We start from the raw sequence: 17,704 nt of genomic DNA on the forward strand, positions 1-17,704 counted from the left end.
TCCGTTCCCGTGTCGTCCCTTGCCAGTCGCCTGTACCACGGCGAGACCAGCATCGACTTCGTCGGCCAGTGGCGCCGCTGGCTCCTCGTCTCGAGCGTGGCCATGCTGGTCTCGGTCGTCGCCCTGTTCGTCCCCGGCCTGAAGTTCGGCATCGACTTCAAGGGCGGCGCGGTGTTCCGGGCCCGGGCGGCCAAGCCGGTGACCGTCGCCCAGGTGCGCGAGGCGGTCGGCCCGTCGGTGGCCAAGGTCGTCCAGGTCACCAGGGACAACCCGCGGCAGGTCATCGTGCAGACCGAGTCGCTGCCCCAGGACCACGTGGCCAAGGTCCGCAGCGACCTCTCCCGGGTGACCGGCGACCCGCAGGTCTCGGCCGCCGTGGTCGGCTCCAAGTGGGGGAGCACCGTCTCCACCAAGGCGCTCATCGCCCTGTTCGTGTTCCTCGGCGTGATCATCGTCTACGTGTCGTTCCGCTTCGAGTTCAAGATGGCGGTGGCCGCGCTCGTCGCGCTCGTCCACGACCTGGTGATCACCGCCGGGGTGTACGCCCTGGCCAGGTTCGAGGTCACCCCGGCCACGGTCATCGGCCTGCTCACCATCCTCGGGTACTCGCTCTACGACACCGTGGTGGTGTTCGACAAGGTGCGCGAGAACACCGGCGCGCTCACCTCGATGTCGCGGGTCACCTACTCCGACGCCGCCAACCGGGCGGTGAACCAGACCCTGATCCGCTCCCTCAACACGAGCCTGGCGACGCTGCTGCCGATCGCCGCCCTGCTGTTCGTGGGCGCGTTCCTGCTCGGCGCCGAGACCATCAAGGACCTCGCGCTCGCCCTGTTCGTCGGGGTCGCCTGCGGGACCTACTCCTCCATCTTCGTGGCCACCCCCTTCCTGGCCGTCTGGAAGGAGACCGAGCCCCGCTACAGGCAGCTCAAGGCCAGGGTGGCCAGGCAGCCGGCCGCCGCGGCGGCCGCCGCGGGCGCGCTGGCCGACGGCGGGGGCAGGAGCAAGCCGGCCGCCGCCCGCCCGGCGGCGGGCGCCCGGCGCGCAGCCAAGCCCCGGGTCGCCGAGCCCGTGACCGAGCAGCGGCTGCCCGACCTCCCGCCCGACCCGGACGAGCCCGACGGGCTCGAGCCCGAGCTGGAGCCGGTCGACGACGAGGTGGCGCCGGTGGCCGCCGCCCCGCCCAAGCCACGTCCGGCCCAGAAGCCGAGGCCCTCGCAGCAGCGGCGCAAGCAGCCGTCCCGCCCGGCCAAGCGGCGCCGCCGCTAGCCACCCCGCCCGGCCAAGCGGCGCCGCCAGCCGTCCCGCCCGCCAAGCGCCGCCGCCAGCCGTCCCGCCCGCCAGGCGCCGCCGCCGCCCGCCACCTGCCCGCCAAGCCGCGCCGCCGCCAGCCACCCGCCCGCCGAGCCCAGAAGAAGCGCAGAAAGGGAGTCCCCGTGCCCATCGACATCGAACGCCTGCGCGCGCTCGTCCGCGACGTGCCCGACTTCCCCCAGGAAGGCATCGTCTTCAAGGACATCACCCCGCTGCTCGCCGACGAGGTCGCCTTCTCCTCGGTCATCGACGAGACCGTGGTCCACTTCGGCCGCGGCAACATCGACAAGGTCGTCGGCATCGAGGCGCGCGGGTTCATCCTCGCCTCCCCGGTCGCCTACCACTTCGGCGCCGGCTTCGTGCCCGTGCGCAAGGCCGGGAAGCTGCCCTACCGGGTCGAGGCCGAGGAGTACGTGCTCGAGTACGGCACGGCAACCCTTGAGCTGCATGCGGACGCCATCACCCCGGGGGAGCGGGTGCTCATCGTCGACGACGTCCTGGCCACCGGCGGCACCGCCCGGGCCGCCGCCCGGCTCGTCGAGCGCCTCGGCGGCAAGCTGGCCGGCATCGCCACCCTCATCGAGCTCAGCTTCCTGAACGGCCGCAAGGCGATCGAGGGCTACGACTTCTTCAGCCTCATCCGCTACTGACGGCTCGGCTCGGGGCCTCGTGGGCGCCAGCCGACCGGCCAGGGCGGGACCACGGTGGCAGAAGGCTCCGCGGTGGCAGAAGGCTCCGCCTGGGCCGGCGTGGCCGGCCGAGCCTGACCGCCGGCCCCTGCCGGTCGGCCCGGAACCGGGCCCAGGCGTCGTCCCGCTGCCGCTCGACGGCGGGGTCGTAGGCGTCCTGGTCCTCGGCCATGTGCCAGTGGGGGCTGAAGGTCAGCGTGGTGGCCCGCGCGGCGAGCTCGGTCCACAGGCCGGCCTCGATCAGCTCGTGACAGGGCTGGCAGGCCTGCCAGCCCTGTTGCGGGGGCGAGGACCCCTGAGGCGCGCCAGGCGGGGCGGTCGGGTACCACCACCGCGGGTCGACCCCCGCGCAGAAGTCGCATTCGCCCAACATCGCTGCTTCCCGTCGAGATGGGCCCTGGCCGGCAGGGTGCCCGTCCACCATCTCGGCCGGGCGCAAAGGCGCCCGCAAAGACCGGCCGCCCGCATGCAAAGATTTCGTTAAGGCGTTCTCGGGCAGGGGGTTGCCGCCTGGGCCTCGGCAGTGCCTATGCTGGCGGGTATGCAGGCGACCAGGCCGGGGCGGCGCAGCGTCCGAGGATCTCGAACCGGGCTCGGCTACGGCATCGCCGTGGCCGGCACGCTCCTGGCCACCGTGGGCCTGCTGCTGGTCCGGGGCCAGGTCTCCACCACCAACGTGGTGCTCGTCTACCTCATCGTGGTGGTCACGGCAGCCGCCGTCGGTGGTCGCGGCCCCGGCGTGGTCGCGGCCGTCCTCGGCTTCCTCGCCTTCGACCTGCTGTTCATCCCGCCGTACTACCACCTCGTCGCCCACGACAAGCAGAACTACCTGTCGCTCGGGGTGTACCTGCTCATCGCGCTGGTGGTGAGCGCGCTGGTGGCGGCCCGCGAGCAGCGGCGCATCCAGGCCGAGCGCCGGGAGCAGGAGGCCCAGACCCTCTACGAGCTGTCCTCCAGCCTGGTCACCCAGGGCGGCCTGGGCCAGATGCTGGCCAGCGTGGCACGGACCGTCCGCGCCCTGTTCGACCTGGCCGGCTGCGCCATCGTGCTGCGGGCCGAGGACGGCTCGGCCCGCATCGCGGCCGCTGACGGCGACGTGCCCGAAGGGCTGCGCCGGGCCGCGGGCGGGGCCGACGTCCTGGTCGACCCGCCAGCCGAGGAGCTCGCGCCCGCGGGCCCGCTCGTGCCCGGCCAGAGCATGACACTGCCCCTGGGTGGCCCCAGCCGGGCGGTCGGGGCCCTGGTGGTGGTGGCCGGCGGCCCGGGCGCGGCCACCTTCGGCGAGACCGAGCAGCGGCTGCTTGCGACCTTCGCCAACCAGGCCGCCCTGGCCGTGCACAAGGCCGAGCAGGACGAGCAGAACGCCCGGACCCGCGCGCTGGAGGCCACCGACCGGCTGCGCACCGCCCTGCTCAACTCGGTCTCCCACGACCTGCGCACGCCGCTGGCCTCGGTCATGGCCTCGGTGGCGAGCCTGCTCGACCCCGAGGTGCGCTGGCCCGAGGACCAGCGGCACGAGTTCCTGTGCACCATCGACCGGGAAGCCGGGCGCCTCAACCACCTGGTCGCCAACCTGCTCGACATGTCCCGCATCGAAGCCGGCGCCGTGGACCCCAAGCTGGTCGACACCTGGCTGTCGGAGGTGGTCGGCCCGGTGGTGCGCCGGGCCCGAGCCGTCCCGTCGCGCCAGGTGATCGACATCGACGTACCCGAGTCGCTGCCGTCGGTGCTGGTCGACCCCGTCCGCCTTGACCAGGTCCTGACCAACCTGCTGGACAACGCCCGCCGCTACGCCGGCAACGGGCTGATCAAGGTCGTGGGCCGCCACGTCGGGAGCGACGTGGAGCTCCGCGTGATGGACCATGGCCCTGGGATCCCCGTCGCCGAGCGCGAGCGCATCTTCAGCCAGTTCTACCGGATGGAGCGCACCGGCCAGCCCGGCAACGGCACCGGCCTCGGCCTCTCCATCTGCCGTGGGCTGGTCGAGGCGATGGGCGGCAGGCTGTGGGCGGAGACCGCGCCGGGTGGCGGTGCCGCCTTCGTGATCCGCCTGCCTGCCGTCCAGGCGGGGTCGTGACCGTCCAGCCGGCCCGTGCGGGTTACCCTACGACCGGGCAGACCGGATGGTGCCGGCCCGGCAGATGCGCCTCAGGAGGATGCGTGCGGTGAGCAGTACGGAGAGCAAGCCTGCCCTGCGGCCGGTGCCGCCAGCACCCGAGGAGCCGAGGCGGTACGAGTCGCTGGGCTACCGGGCCAAGCGGGTCCTGCTCGGCCCGCCGTTCAAGACCGCCCAGCTCGCCCACGAGCGCATCAGCAAGCGGGTGGCCCTGGCGGTGTTCTCCTCCGACCCGATCTCCTCGACCGCCTACGCCACCGAGGAGATGCTGATCGTGCTGACCGCCGCTGGCACGGCGGCGATCGGCCTGGCCCTGCCGCTGGCCGCCGGGGTCGTGGTGCTGCTGGGCATCCTGGTGCTGAGCTACCGGGAGGTGATCGCCGCCTACCCGCGGGGCGGCGGCGCCTACATGGTGACCCGGGACAACCTGGGCAACCTGTTCGCGGCGGTCTGCGGCGCCGCGCTGCTGATCGACTACGTCCTGACCGTGGCGGTGAGCGTCTCGGCCGGCACGGCCGCGCTCGCCTCGGCGATCGAGCCGCTGCGGCACTACCGGGTCGAGATCTCGGTGGCGTTCGTGCTGCTGCTGATGTGGGGCAACCTGCGCGGCATCCGCGAGTCCGGCCGGATCTTTGCGATCCCGACCTACGTCTACATCGCCGCCCTGGGCGGCGTCATCCTGTACGGCGTGTTCAAGACCGTGCTCGGCGAGCTCGAGCCGATCGTCTACCAGCCCGACGAGGCCGCCCAGCTCGCCAACGCCGGGACGTCGCTGGCCGCGGTGTCGCTCTTCCTGCTCCTCCACGCCTACGCGGCCGGCACCACCGCGCTGACCGGGGTGGAGGCGATCGCCGACGGGGTCCCGGCGTTCCGCAAGCCGGAGGCCCGCAACGCCCAGAAGACCCTCACCGCGATGGCGTTCATCATGGGGTCCCTGTTCCTCGGGGTCACCTTCCTGGCCATCCGCCTGCGGGCCCTACCGTTCGAGGACGGCCATCCGACCCTGGTCGCCCAGATCACCCGGCAGGTGCTCGGCAGCGGAACCGGCCAGCTGCTGTTCGTCTTCGTGCAGGTCGCCACGCTGTTCATCCTGGTCCTGGCGGCCAACACCGCGTTCAACGGCTTCCCGGTGCTGGCCTCGTTCGCCGCCGAGGACGCCCTGATGCCCCGCCAGCTCCGCAAGCGCGGCCACCGGCTGGTCTACTCCAACGGCATCATCATGCTCGCCGGGGGCGCGATCTTCCTGGTGGTCGCGTTCAAGGCCGACGTCCACGGGCTCATCCCGCTGTACGCCATCGGGGTGGTGACCTCGTTCACCCTGGCCCAGGCGGGCATGACCCTGCGCCACCTGAGGCGGCGGCAGCCGGGCTGGCGCAAGGGGCTGGCCATCAACGGGTTCGGCGCCGCGGTGACCCTGGTCGTCCTGGTCGTGATCACGGTGACCAAGTTCACCCACGGCGCCTGGATGGTGGTGGTGGCCATCCCCGTGATCGTCTGGCTGCTGCGTCGCACCCAGCGGGCCTACGGCGCGGAGGTGGCCGAGCTGAAGGTCGAGGCGACCCATCGGCTGGCGCCGCCCAAGCCCCGCCACGAGGTCGTCGTGCTCGTCGAGGGCCTGGACCAGGCCGTGCTCGGCGCGCTGCAGTACGCCCGCCAGCTCAACCCCCTGCACATCACCGCGATGCACGTCGCCACCGACCCCGACCGGGCCCGCGAGCTCGGCAGGCTCTGGGCCAAGATCAGGATCCCGGTCCCGCTGGAGATCATCGACGCCCCCGAGCGGAACCTGCTGGCCAGCGCGCGGGAGGCCATCGGCGAGCTGGTCGGGCCCGACACCGAGGTCACCATCGTGCTGCCCAAGCGCAGCTTCGCCGGGTTCTGGAAGCGCGTGCTGCACGACAACTCCTCGGCCGGGCTGTTCCGCGCCCTGGGCAGCATGGACGGGGTGAACGTGACGATCGTGCCGTTCCGGCTCGGCCGGCGTCCCCTCCTCCGCGCCGTCGCCGGCCCACCCCCCAGCTGAGGCAGCGCCACCGCTGGGCTGGGCGGCCGGTGCTGCTCGCCGGCCCGTCCTCCAGCTGAGGCAGCGCCACCGCTGGGCTGGGCGGCCGGCGGGTCAGCGCTGCTCGCCGGCCCGCGCGATCGCGTCCCGGATCTCCTTGCGGGCGGCATCCACGCCCTCGAAGCCGGCCGTGGACGACGACTTCCCCGGTTCGAGGTCCTTGTAGACGTTGAAGAAGTGCTCGATCTCGTTGAGCAGGTGCCTGGGGAGGTTGCCGAGCTCGCGGACCTGCTCGTACTCCGGGTCGCCGGCGACGACGCTGATGATCTTCGCGTCGGGGCCCTTCTCGTCCTCCATCCAGAACACGCCGATCGGCCGCACCGTGACGTGGCAGCCGGGGAAGGTCGGCTCGGAGATCAGGACCAGCACGTCGAGCGGGTCGCCGTCCTCGGCCAGGGTGTCGGGCACGAAGCCGTAGTCGGCCGGGTACATGGTGGCGGTGAACAGCCGGCGGTCCAGCCGCATGACGTGCCGCTCGTGGTCGAACTCGTACTTGTTGCGGCTCCCCTTGGGGATCTCGACCACGACCTCGATCGCGTCGTCCATGGCTGCCTCCTGCGTCACCGGGCTCCGGGCCATGATGAACCGCGGGTCTCCCGTCCGGCATCTTGCCACCCGCACGTGGTGACGAGTTTACGAAAGGGTGGTGGTGACGAGTTTACGAAAGGGGTGAAGGAACGCGAAACCAGGGGTGAAGGAACGCGAAGCCGGGGGCTCGCCCCGCACCCCGGCAGGTGCCCGACCGGCTGGCCGGGGGACCTGCCGGGGAACTGGCGACACTCGGTGTACCGTGGTTTCCTAGGAGTGAACAGCGGCGGAGTGAACAGCGGCACGGTGAACGGGTGGGGCCCCGATGGCGCAGCAGCACGGTCCGGTGAACGAAGGGCTGGCGATCGATCGCGAGCCCCACGGTATCACGGGCCTGCCTGGGCAGAACGGCGCCCCCGACACCACCGGGCTGGCCGCCGCGCTCACCCGCCCCTACGACACCGCGCCCCCGCCCGAGCCGGACATCGACTCGCTGCTGCGGCGCATGAAGCACCGCAACCCCCGGGCCGACCTGGCCCTGGTCCGGCGTGCGTTCGAGGTGGCCAGGCAGAAGCACGACGGGCAGGTTCGCGACTCGGGCGAGCCCTTCATCGCCCACCCCTTCGGGGTGGCCAACATCGTGGCCGACCTCGGCCTGGACGCCACCAGCGTGATCGCCGCGCTGCTCCACGACACCGTGGAGGACACCTCGATGACCCTGGAGGAGGTCGAGGCGCTGTTCGGGCCGGACGTGGCCAGGATCACCGACGGGCTCACCAAGCTCGAGCGGATGGACTTCGAGACCAGGGAGGCGGCTCAGGCCGAGACCATCCGCAAGATGGTCATCGCCATGGCCCGTGACATCCGGGTGCTGCTCATCAAGCTCGCCGACCGCCTGCACAACATGCGCGACCTGGGCTACACCTCCCGGGAGAAGCAGGAGCGCAAGGCGCGCGAGACCCTCGACATCTACGCGCCGCTGGCCAACCGGCTCGGCATCCACCAGGTCAAGTGGGAGCTCGAGGACCTCGCCTTCGCGACCCTGTACCCCAAGCGGTACGAGGAGATCGTGCGCATGACCGCCGAGCGCCAGCCGGCCCGCGAGACCTACCTGGCCGACGTCATCGAGCAGGTGACCGCCCAGCTCAAGGCGGTCAGGGTGCGGGCCGAGGTGACCGGCCGGCCCAAGCACTACTACTCGATCTACGAGAAGATGGTGCTGCGGGGCAAGGAGTTCTCCGACATCTTCGACCTCGTCGGCGTCCGGGTCCTGGTCGAGTCGATCAAGGACTGCTACGCGGCCCTCGGCCAGATCCACGCGCTCTGGAAGCCGGTGCCCGGACGCTTCAAGGACTACATCGCGATGCCGAAGTTCAACCTCTACCAGTCGTTGCACACCACGGTGGTAGGGCCGGGCGGCAAGCCGCTCGAGGTGCAGATCCGGACCAAGGCGATGCACCGGACGGGCGAGTACGGCATCGCGGCCCACTGGCGCTACAAGGACAAGGGCAGGGACGGCAAGGGCGCCACCGACGACATGGGCTGGCTGCGGCAGCTCATCGACTGGCAGCGGGAGCTGTCGGACCCCAAGGACTTCATCGAGAACCTGAAGACCGACCTGTACGTCGACGAGGTCTTCGTGTTCACCCCCAAGGGCGACGTGATCCAGCTCCCGGCCGGCGCGACCCCGATCGACTTCGCCTACGCGGTGCACACCGAGGTCGGGCACCGGTGCGTGGGCGCCCGGGTCAACAAGCGGCTGGTGCCGCTCGAGTACGCCCTGCAGAACGGCGACACGGTCGAGATCTTCACCTCCAAGGCCCAGGACGCCGGGCCGTCGCGGGACTGGCTGTCGATCGTGAAGACGCCCCGGGCCCGCAACAAGATCCGCCAGTGGTTCTCCAAGGAGCGGCGCGAGGACGCCATCGAGGCGGGCAAGGAGGCCCTGGTCCGGTCGTTGCGCAAGGCGGGCCTGCCGCTGCAGAAGCTGACCCAGGGGGGCAGCCTGGCCGCGCTCGCCTCGGAGATGCGCTTCGCGAGCCTGGACGCCTTCTACGCCGCGGTCGGGTCGGGGCAGACCTCGGCAGCCTCCGTGGTCACCCGGCTCCAGGCCGACCTCGGCGTCGACGAGCAGGAGGACGACGATGACTTCACCCTGGAGCGGGCGGTCCGCCCGGCCCGGCCCCTGCCCGCCAGCCGGGGCGTGGTGGTCAAGGGCGTGGACGACGTCTGGGTGAAGCTGGCCCGCTGCTGCACGCCGGTGCCCCGGGACCCGATCATCGGCTTCGTGACCCGCGGCCACGGGGTCAGCGTGCACCGGGCCGACTGCCCCAACGCCGACGACCTGCGGCGCGACTCGGCCCGCCTGCTCGAGGTCGAGTGGGACACCTCCGGGCCGTCGGTGTTCGCGGTCACCATCCAGGTCGAGGCACTCGACCGGACCAAGCTGCTGCGCGACATCACCGAGGTGCTCTCCGACCACCACGTCAACATCGTGTCGGCCACGGTCGCGACCGGCCGCGACCGGGTCGCGACGCTGCGGTTCACCTTCGAGCTGGCCGAGATCTCCCACCTCGCCCACGTGCTGTCGACGGTGAAGAAGGTGGACGGCGTGTTCGACGCCTTCCGCGTGGTGCCCCACGGCCAGCACGCCCCCTCCCCGCCCGGGGGCTAGGCTGCGCGCCGTGGTGTCCCGGGTCGACTGGGCCCGGGTGGTGGTCGGCGGCGAGGTGGCCGGGGAGATCGGCCCGGGCCTGCTGGTGCTGGTCGGGGTCGGCCACGACGACGGCCCGGCCGAGGCCGGCTGGCTGGCCGGGAAGGTCGCCGCGCTGCGCGTGTTCGACGACGAGGCGGGGCAGATGAACCGCTCGCTGACCGAGGCCGGCGGCGGGGCGCTCGTGGTCAGCCAGTTCACCCTCTACGGCGACGCCCGCAGGGGACGCCGCCCGTCGTACGTGGCCGCCGCCCGGCCGGAGCAGGCCGCGCCGCTGGTCGACGCCGTGGCCGCCGCACTCGCCGGGTCCGGGGTGCCGGTCGCCCAGGGCCGCTTCGGGGCCCACATGCGGGTCGAGTCGGCCGGCGACGGCCCGGTAACGATCCTGCTCGACAGCGCCAGGCAGTTCTGACCCCCGGCCCGGCCGTGATCGGCCTCCCCGGCCTGCGGCAAGGTTCGTGCCGCAGGCCGGTGCCGAGCACGTCGGCGGCGGGACCTGCGTGGTAGGGTCGGCTCGATGGCGACCGACGACCCTGGCGGCCTCACCGCCCACGCCCGCAAGAACCTGGCCGGCTGGGAGGCCCGGAGCGACGACTACCAGCAGGCCCACGGCGGCGCGCTGGACCGTGAACCGCTCGCCTGGGGCGTGTGGCGGGTTCCCGAGGCCGAGCTGCGGGTGCTCGGGGACGTGCACGGCCTCGACCTGCTCGAGCTCGGCTGCGGCGCCGCGCAGTGGTCGATCGCGCTCGTGCCGCTCGGGGCGCGTCCCGTCGGCCTCGACCTGTCCGCCCGCCAGCTCGACCACGCCCGGCGCCGGCAGCGCGCGGCCGGGGTGCAGGTGCCGCTGGTCCGCGCCAGCGGCGAGCGGGTCCCCTTCGCCGACTCGAGCTTCGACGTGGTGTTCTGCGACCACGGCGCGATGAGCTTCGCGGACCCGGAGCGGACCGTGCCAGAGGCGGCCCGCGTGCTGCGGCCAGGCGGGCTGCTCGCCTTCGCCGCCTTCAGCCCCTGGCACGAGGTCTGCTACGACGACGAGGCGGACCGGGTCGGCGCGGTGCTGCGGCACGACTACTTCGGCCTGGACCGCTACGAGGGCGACGACGAGGTCGTGTTCAACCGCACCTACGGCGACTGGGTCCGGCTGTTCGCCGCCAACGGCCTGGCCGTCGAGGACCTGATCGAGCCCCGCCCGGGCCCCGACGCGACCCTCACCTACCGCGACGCCGCCACCCGTGCCTGGGCCCGCCGCTTCCCCCTGGAGGCCATCTGGAAGGCCCGCCGGCTCGGGGTCAGGTGATCTGGACCGTCAGCTTCTCGATCCAGACCGACTCGGTCGGCTTGTCGTTGTTCACCGGGACCTTGGCGATCCGGTCGACCACCGACTGGCCCTCGATCACCTTGCCGAACACCGTGTAGTCGGGCGGCAGCTTGGGGTTGTCGGCGGTGGAGATGAAGAACTGGCTGCTGCCCGAGTTGGGCGTGCCGTTGTTGGCCATGGCGATGGTGTACTTCTTGTACGGGGCCTTGCCCTTGGGCAGCTCGTCCCGGATGCTGTACCCGGGCCCGCCCATCCCGGTGCCCTCCGGGTCGCCGCCCTGGATGACATGGAGGCCGCCCTGGCCAGGCACGATGCGGTGGAACCAGGTCGAGTCGTAGAAGCCCCGCTGGGTCAGGAACACGAAGTTGAACGTGGTGATCGGCGCGGCCTTGGGGTCGAGCAGGGCCTTGAACTCCCCGCACGAGGTCTGGAACACCGCCTCGTAGCGCTGGTTGGCCTGCGCCCTCGCCTTGGGCGCGCGGTTGAGCTTCTGGCGCTGCTTCCTGGGCGGGACCGTGCCGTCGCAGGCCACGGTGGCCGGGGCCGAGGGCGCGTCCGTCCGCGCGTCGGGGCCGGCCGCGCTGGCCGGCTTGGCGGCCGGGCGCGAGGTGAGCAGATAGCCGCCGACCCCGACCACGAGCAGGGCGATCACGCCGAGGGAGCCGTACAGCCACACGGCCCGGCGTCGCTGCGCCCGGCGGCGCTCGGCGTCCCGCCGCGCCTTCAGGCGCGCCAGCTCACGTCTGCGGGTCTGACTCGGACTCGGCATGCGGACTTCCTCCAGCGGTGACCAGCGGTGACGCAAAGACTGGTGGCGTGGCCGCGGCCACGCCGGCCAGCGGGCCACGACGTTCGCCGCGCGTCCTTGAGTCTAGTCGACGCCGCCACAGGGCGTGGACCCCAGACCCGCACAGGGCGTGGGGCCCCGCACAGGGCGTAGGGCCCAGCACAGGGCGTCGGCCCCACACAGCGTGTCGGGCACAAGATCCGCACAGGACGTGGGACCTCAAGACCCGCACAGGACGTGGGACCCCAGACCCACACAGGACGTGGGACCCCAAGCTCCGCACAGGGCGTGGGGCCCCAGACCCGCAGGGTGTGGGGCCCGCGAAACCCAGCGGGCTGGTGCGGGTGGATCCGGTAGACTCGGCTCCGCCGCCCGCCAACCCCTACAGACCGAGACCGCTTCGCCATGCTCGTCGCCGGATTCCCAGCCGGGACCTTCCAGACCAACTGCTACCTCGTTGCCGCCTCGGCGGGCGCCGAGGCGCTCGTCGTCGACCCCGGGCAGGATGCGCTGCCCGGGGTCGAGGAGGTGTGCGCCAGGCACCACCTGCAGCCGGTGGCCGTGCTCCTCACCCACGGCCACCTCGACCACGTCTGGTCGGTGGCCCCGCTGGCCGGGGCGCGCGGCATCCCGGCCTGGATCCACCCGGACGACCGGCACCTGCTCACCGACCCCCTGGCCGGCCTCGCCCCGGAGACGCGCGGCTTCTTCGCCGGGCTCCGGCTCGGGGAGCCCGACGACGTCCGCCCCCTGGCCGACGGCGACGTGCTCGAACTGGCCGGCCTCCGGGTCACCGTCGACCACACCCCCGGCCACACCCGGGGCCACGTCACCTTCCGCGCGGCTGACACCCTGTTCGCCGGCGACCTGGTCTTTGCCGGCTCGATCGGCCGCACCGACCTCCCCGGGGGCTCGATGACCCAGATGCTCGCCTCGCTCGCCGGCCGGTTCCTCACCCTGCCCGACGAGACCGTGGTGCTGCCCGGGCACGGGCCGCGGACCACGGTGGGGCGCGAGCGAGCCGCCAACCCGTTCCTGGCCGACCTCGTCCCCGGCCAACCCCACCGTCCCGTCTAAGGCCTGTCCGATGGATCCGCCGAGTACCCCGACCATGGCACCGGCGCGCTTGGAGGGCCGTGGGGGACCGGCCCGACCATGGCACCGGCGCTGTTGGGGGGCCGTGGCGGCGGGATCGGCCGACCATGGCACCGGCGCTCTTGGGGGGCCGTGGCGGGAGCGTGTCCTGGTGCACCCGCGGCTCCCCCGTCCCCATGGCACCGGCGCTGTTGGGGGGCCGTGGGGGGAGCGAGCTCCCCCCACATCGAATGAGGACTCCGGTCAGCTGAGCTGCCGGCAACATCTTTCAGACACCCGTGAGAAGGAGCCAGTCACGTGAAACCCCTGCTGGGCGCCATGCGCTCGCACGCCTGCGGCGGCCTGCGGGTCACCCACACCGGCCAGGAGGTGCGCCTGGCCGGCTGGGTCGCCCGCCGCCGCGACCACGGTGGGCTCATCTTCCTCGACCTGCGGGACGCGTCCGGCGTCGTCCAGGTCGTCGTGCACCCCGAGCAGGCGCCCGCGGCCGCGGCAGCCGCCCACGAGGTGCGGACCGAGGACTGCGTCCGGGTGACCGGGATGGTGATGCCGCGGCCGGCCGGCAACGAGAACCCGGACCTGCCCACCGGCGAGGTCGAGGTCCTGGCCAGCGACCTGGAGGTGCTCGCCCGCTCGGCCACGCCCCCGTTCCCGGTCGAGGACCGGGTCGAGGTCGACGAGGTCCTGCGGCTGCGCCACCGGTACCTGGACCTGCGCCGCCCGGCCGGGCGGCGGGCGCTCGCGGCCCGGGCCAGGACCAACTCGGTGCTGCGCCGGGTCCTCGAGGAGCGCGGCTTCCTGGAGGTGGAGACCCCTTATCTGACCCGCTCCACGCCGGAGGGGGCGCGCGACTTCCTGGTCCCCACCCACCTGCAGCCGGGCCAGTTCTACGCTCTGCCCCAGTCACCGCAGCTGTTCAAGCAGCTGCTGATGGTGGCCGGCGTCGAGCGCTACTACCAGATCGTGCGCTGCTTCCGGGACGAGGCGCTGCGGGCCGAGCGGCAGCCCGAGTTCACCCAGCTCGACATCGAGTTGTCCTTCATGGACGAGGAGGACGTCTATGGGCTGAGCGAGGAGCTGATGGCCGCGGTGTGGCGCGAGGTCCTGGGCGTCGAGGTGCCGACACCGTTCCCGCGCATGCCCTACGCCGAGGCCATGCGCCGGTTCGGCTCCGACAAGCCGGACCTACGCTACGGCATGGAGCTGGTCGACCTCGGCGAGGTGTTCGCCGGCTCCGGGGTCGGCGTGCTGGCCGGGGCGCTCGAGGCGGGCGGCTCGGTGCTCGGGATCGTCGTGCCCGGCGGCGCGGACCTGACCCGCAAGCAGGTCGACGCCCTGTCGGGCTGGGCCAGGGGCCGGGGCGCCAAGGGCCTGGCCTGGGTGGCGGTCGAGCAGGACGGGCTGCGGTCGCCGCTGGACAAGTTCTTCTCCGAGCCCGAGCGGGCCGGGCTGCGCCGGGCGACCGGCGCGAGCCCCGGGGACCTGGTGCTCATCGTCGCCGACCGGACCCTGCTGGCCCAGACGGTCCTCGGCGAGCTGCGGACCCGGCTGGCGGCCGAGCGCGGGCTGGTGCCCGAGGGCCAGTGGGCGTTCCTGTGGGTCACCGACTTCCCGATGTTCGAGTGGGACGAGCAGGCAGGGCGCTGGGACGCGACCCACCACCCGTTCACCTCGCCCGCGCAGAAGTGGGAGGAGACCTTCCCCGACACCCCGGCCGAGGCCACCGCCCGCGCCTACGACCTGGTCCTCAACGGCGTCGAGCTGGGCGGCGGGAGCATCCGTATCCACCGGGCCGAGGTGCAGCGCAAGGTGTTCGAGCTGCTCGGCATCGACCCGGACGAGGCCGAGCGGAAGTTCGGCTTCCTGCTGCGGGGGCTGTCGTTCGGCGCCCCGCCCCACGGCGGGATCGCTTTCGGCCTTGACCGGGTGGTGAGCGTGGCCCTCGGGGCCGACTCGATCCGCGAGGTGATCGCCTTCCCCAAGACCCAGTCCGGCTCCGACCCGCTGACCGGCGCACCCAGCGAGGTGGCGGACGAGCAGCTGGCTGAGGTCCTGCTGAAGCATCTGGCGAAGCCGTGAGCGCACACCCGGGTGGGTGGGACGTTTGGCGCATCCGCGAGTACTAGGGAAAGCTAGGGTGAACTGACTAGCCTCGGCTTGCCCAGACCGGCTGACGGTGATTGAATACCGCTCGCGGCAGCGCCCGACGGTGTACGTGACCTGGCATTTCGTTTGCGCCAACACTTCGACGTCGGGGACCGTGCTCACGGTCGCGGCAGGCACCCCTACCCGGGGTACCGGAAACGGCCGGGGCGGTCCCCACCCTGTTTTCTTCGTGAGAGCAGGTGCAAACGTCGACCAGGGACGGCACCGTGGAGCGCTGCCGCGCCACGTCCACCGGGGAGCGGTCGCCCCTGGGGTCACCGGTCCTCGGGCTGGTCACCGGTCCTCGGGCTGGGCCGCCTCCAGGTAGGCGGCGGCATGCAGCGTGAACAGCTCGGCGTAGGTCTGCCCGCGCCGTAGCAGCTCCTCGTGCGTGACCGTCTCCAGGACGCGGCCGTCGCCGAGCACGTAGATGCGGTCGGCCGACAGGATCCGCAGCCCGTGCCGGACGAGCTGGGGGAGCCGCCTGACGTCGACCTTGGCCTCGGGGTCGGGCTGGGTGTCGTAGATCGTCGCGGTCGGCTCCTCGACCGCCGGCTGGTCAGCAGGTTCCACATGCACCACCGATCGCTTCGTCGCGGGCCAAGGCCAGGCCGGCCCCGTTGCGGTACCCCATTCTCCCCGATGCACCCGACCCCGGCGGACGTAGGATGGGCCGGTCATGGATCTGTTCAGTGCCCGGGCGGACGAGGAGGCGCGCGGCAGCGCTCCGCTCGCCGCCCGCATGCGCCCGCGCACCCTGGACGAGTTCGTCGGCCAGCGGCACGTGCTCGGCCCAGGCAGCGCGCTCCGCTCGCTGGTCGAGGCCGACGAGCTCCGCTCGGTGGTGCTCTGGGGGCCGGCCGGTACCGGCAAGACCTCGCTCGCCCACATCATCGCCGGCGCCACCCGCTCGAAGTTCGAGGAGCTGTCGGCCACCAGCGCCGGGGTCAAGGACGTGCGGGCCGTGCTCGCCGCGGCCCGGGAGCGGCTCGGCGCCCTCGGGCGGCGCACCATCCTGTTCATCGACGAGATCCACCGCTTCAACAAGGCCCAGCAGGACGCGCTCCTGCCCGGGGTCGAGGACCGCACCGTGGTCCTGGTCGGGGCGACCACCGAGAACCCGTTCTTCACCGTCAACGCCCCGCTGATGAGCCGCTCGCTGCTGTTCCGGCTCGAGCCCCTGGACGCCCGGGACCTCGAGACGATCCTGCGCCGCGCCCTGGCCGACCCCGAGCGCGGCCTGGGCGGCAGCGGCCTCGCCCTGGACGACGACGCCCTCGCCCACCTGGTCGACCGGGCCGACGGCGACGCCCGCCACGGGCTGAACGCGCTGGAGGCGGCCGCCCTGGTGGTCGCCTCGCGAGGCGACCGGCGCATCGCCCTGGCCGACATCGAGGACGCCCTGCAGCGCCCCCGGGTGGTCTACGACCGCGCCGGCGACCAGCACTACGACGTCGCCAGCGCCTTCATCAAGAGCATCCGCGGCTCCGACCCCGACGCCGCCCTGCACTACCTGGCCCGTATGCTGGCCGCAGGCGAGGACCCCCGGTTCATCGCCCGCCGCCTGGTCATCTCGGCCAGCGAGGACGTCGGCCTGGCCGACCCGGCCGCGCTGGGGGTGGCGGTGGCCGCCTTCCAGGCGCTCGAGCTCATCGGGCTCCCCGAGGCCCGCCTCAACCTGGCAGAGGCGGTGGTCTACCTCGCCCTCGCGCCCAAGTCCAACAGCGCCTACCTCGCCCTGGCGGCCGCCCAGGCCGAGCTCGAGTCGGGCCGGCCCGGGCGGGTCCCCGGCCACCTGCAGTCCGCCAGCCACCCGGGCGAGAAGGCCTTCGGCATCGGCGCCGGCTACGTCTACCCCCACGACCGGCCGGGCCACTGGGTGGAGCAGCGTTACCTGCCCGAGGGACTCCGGGGCGGCTACTACACCCCGTCGGACCAGGGGCGGGAGCCGCAGTTGGCCGACGCCTGGCAGCGACGAGGTAGACTGCGCGCTGCCGTACCGCCCAGCGATTCCGGGAAGCACCGGGCGGGCGGTCGCACGCCGCCCGAGCCGCCGGTCCGCCGGGAGGTGAGGCGCGCCCGACCGGACCCGCCCGACCCCGAGGAGCCGACCCCGTGAGCATGCTCGACTACGCCTGGTTCGCCGTTGCCGTGCTGGTCGGCGTGGCCGTGATCTTCCTGTGCGCGGTGCTCTGGAACGTGTTCCGGGTCATCGACTCCACCAAGGACCTGATCGACGGGGTGACCAGGCAGACCGTGCCGCTGCTCGGCGAGGTCAACACCACCGTCGGCCTGGTCAACCAGGAGCTCGCCCGGGTCGACGGCATCCTGTCCACCGCCGAGACGGTGGCGGCGTCGGTCGGCGGCATGGTCAACGTCGTCTCCTCCACGATCTCCAGCCCCCTGGTCAAGCTGAGCGCGTTCGCCTACGGGCTGCGCAAGGCGGTGGGCAAGGCGACCGAGGAGGGGCAGCCCACCAAGCGGCGGCGCAGGCGGTTCCGGCGATGACGTGCCGGCGGGTTCGGGCAGCCCCAGGGGGGTGCCCCGGTGAGGCGCCGGAAGGGCCTGGGAACCCCAGAGGATGCCCTGGTGAAGCGCCGGAGGGGTTCGGGCAGCCCCGCGGGGGTGCCCCGGTGACGTGCCGGAGGGGTTCGGGGAGCCCCGCGGGGGTGCCCCGGTGAAGCGACTGTTCTGGGCGACGCTCGGCGTCGGCGCCGGTGCGGCGCTTGGCGTCGGGGCGGTACGCTGGGCATCCAGGACGGCCGAGCGGCTCGCGCCCTCGTCCCTCGGGCGGCGCACGCTGGAGGCGGCCGGCGAGTGGCGGGTCAGGCTGGCCGAGGCGCTCGAGGAGGGCCGCTCGGCCATGGCTGACCGCGAGGCGGAGCTGCGAGCTCAGCACGCCGGACCGGGGAACGAGGCGACCTGACGCCTCGGCCT

At 72.8% G+C, this 17,704-nt stretch carries 15 protein-coding genes; 12 read left to right on the forward strand and 3 right to left on the reverse strand.

The features are described 5' to 3' along the window. Positions 1-9: 9 nt before the first annotated feature. The 4 genes from secF to VG276_08405 all read left to right on the forward strand — a co-directional run bounded on the left by secF (position 10) and on the right by VG276_08405 (position 6,142). A complete protein-coding gene (gene secF, locus VG276_08390; GenBank protein ID HEV8649410.1) occupies positions 10-1,269 on the forward strand; it encodes a protein translocase subunit SecF in 1,260 nt (419 codons plus the stop codon). Between the two features lie 173 nt (positions 1,270-1,442). Continuing rightward, positions 1,443-1,964, forward strand: a complete 522-nt coding sequence (locus tag VG276_08395; GenBank protein HEV8649411.1) for an adenine phosphoribosyltransferase — start codon at positions 1,443-1,445, stop codon at positions 1,962-1,964. Between the two features lie 580 nt (positions 1,965-2,544). Beyond that, positions 2,545-4,080 (forward strand): ATP-binding protein, encoded by a 1,536-nt coding sequence (locus VG276_08400; protein HEV8649412.1) that lies wholly within the window; start codon positions 2,545-2,547, stop codon positions 4,078-4,080. A gap of 88 nt (positions 4,081-4,168) precedes the next feature. Beyond that, positions 4,169-6,142, forward strand: a complete 1,974-nt coding sequence (locus tag VG276_08405; protein HEV8649413.1) for an APC family permease — start codon at positions 4,169-4,171, stop codon at positions 6,140-6,142. Between the two features lie 93 nt (positions 6,143-6,235). Here the strand turns inward: VG276_08405 and VG276_08410 are convergent, their stop codons facing one another. Then, the gene (locus VG276_08410) at positions 6,236-6,727 is read right to left on the reverse strand and encodes an inorganic diphosphatase (protein ID HEV8649414.1); all 492 of its coding nucleotides are present in this window, start codon (positions 6,725-6,727) and stop codon (positions 6,236-6,238) included. Positions 6,728-7,055: 328 nt separating this feature from the next. Between VG276_08410 and VG276_08415 the strand changes: the two genes are divergently transcribed. The 3 genes from VG276_08415 (at position 7,056) to VG276_08425 (ending at position 10,719) form a co-directional block, all read left to right on the forward strand. Further along, positions 7,056-9,383, forward strand: a complete 2,328-nt coding sequence (locus VG276_08415; protein ID HEV8649415.1) for a bifunctional (p)ppGpp synthetase/guanosine-3',5'-bis(diphosphate) 3'-pyrophosphohydrolase — start codon at positions 7,056-7,058, stop codon at positions 9,381-9,383. Position 9,384: 1 nt separating this feature from the next. Then, positions 9,385-9,834, forward strand: a complete 450-nt coding sequence (gene dtd / locus VG276_08420) for a D-aminoacyl-tRNA deacylase (protein HEV8649416.1) — start codon at positions 9,385-9,387, stop codon at positions 9,832-9,834. A 105-nt stretch (positions 9,835-9,939) separates the two neighbouring features. Further along, positions 9,940-10,719, forward strand: coding sequence for a class I SAM-dependent methyltransferase (locus VG276_08425; protein ID HEV8649417.1), 780 nt, complete (start codon positions 9,940-9,942; stop codon positions 10,717-10,719). Here VG276_08425 and VG276_08430 read toward each other — a convergent pair. Then, positions 10,712-11,509: a peptidylprolyl isomerase gene (locus tag VG276_08430; GenBank protein ID HEV8649418.1), complete on the reverse strand. Its 798-nt coding sequence runs from the start codon at positions 11,507-11,509 to the stop codon at positions 10,712-10,714. The genes VG276_08425 and VG276_08430 overlap by 8 nt on opposite strands. Before the next feature lie 423 nt (positions 11,510-11,932). On the opposite strand from VG276_08430, the gene VG276_08435 reads away from it, so the two are divergent. Further along, complete coding sequence (locus VG276_08435; protein ID HEV8649419.1) at positions 11,933-12,604, forward strand: MBL fold metallo-hydrolase; 672 nt, start codon at positions 11,933-11,935, stop codon at positions 12,602-12,604. 336 nt (positions 12,605-12,940) lie between these two features. Next, entirely contained in the window at positions 12,941-14,701 is a 1,761-nt protein-coding gene (gene aspS / locus VG276_08440) for an aspartate--tRNA ligase (GenBank protein ID HEV8649420.1), read from the forward strand. A gap of 360 nt (positions 14,702-15,061) precedes the next feature. Here aspS and VG276_08445 read toward each other — a convergent pair whose 3' ends face one another. After that, complete coding sequence (locus VG276_08445; protein ID HEV8649421.1) at positions 15,062-15,340, reverse strand: hypothetical protein; 279 nt, start codon at positions 15,338-15,340, stop codon at positions 15,062-15,064. 106 nt (positions 15,341-15,446) lie between these two features. Between VG276_08445 and VG276_08450 the strand changes: the two genes are divergently transcribed. The 3 genes from VG276_08450 to VG276_08460 all read left to right on the forward strand — a co-directional run bounded on the left by VG276_08450 (position 15,447) and on the right by VG276_08460 (position 17,693). Next, positions 15,447-16,886, forward strand: a complete 1,440-nt coding sequence (locus VG276_08450) for a replication-associated recombination protein A (protein ID HEV8649422.1) — start codon at positions 15,447-15,449, stop codon at positions 16,884-16,886. Next, complete coding sequence (locus VG276_08455) at positions 16,883-17,275, forward strand: DUF948 domain-containing protein (protein HEV8649423.1); 393 nt, start codon at positions 16,883-16,885, stop codon at positions 17,273-17,275. Before VG276_08450 ends, VG276_08455 begins: the two co-directional genes overlap by 4 nt. Positions 17,276-17,444: 169 nt before the next feature. Next, complete coding sequence (locus VG276_08460; GenBank protein HEV8649424.1) at positions 17,445-17,693, forward strand: hypothetical protein; 249 nt, start codon at positions 17,445-17,447, stop codon at positions 17,691-17,693. Positions 17,694-17,704: the final 11 nt, after the last annotated feature.

The sequence above is a fragment of the Actinomycetes bacterium genome, assembly GCA_036000965.1.
Taxonomy (GTDB): domain Bacteria; phylum Actinomycetota; class CALGFH01; order CALGFH01; family CALGFH01; genus DASYUT01.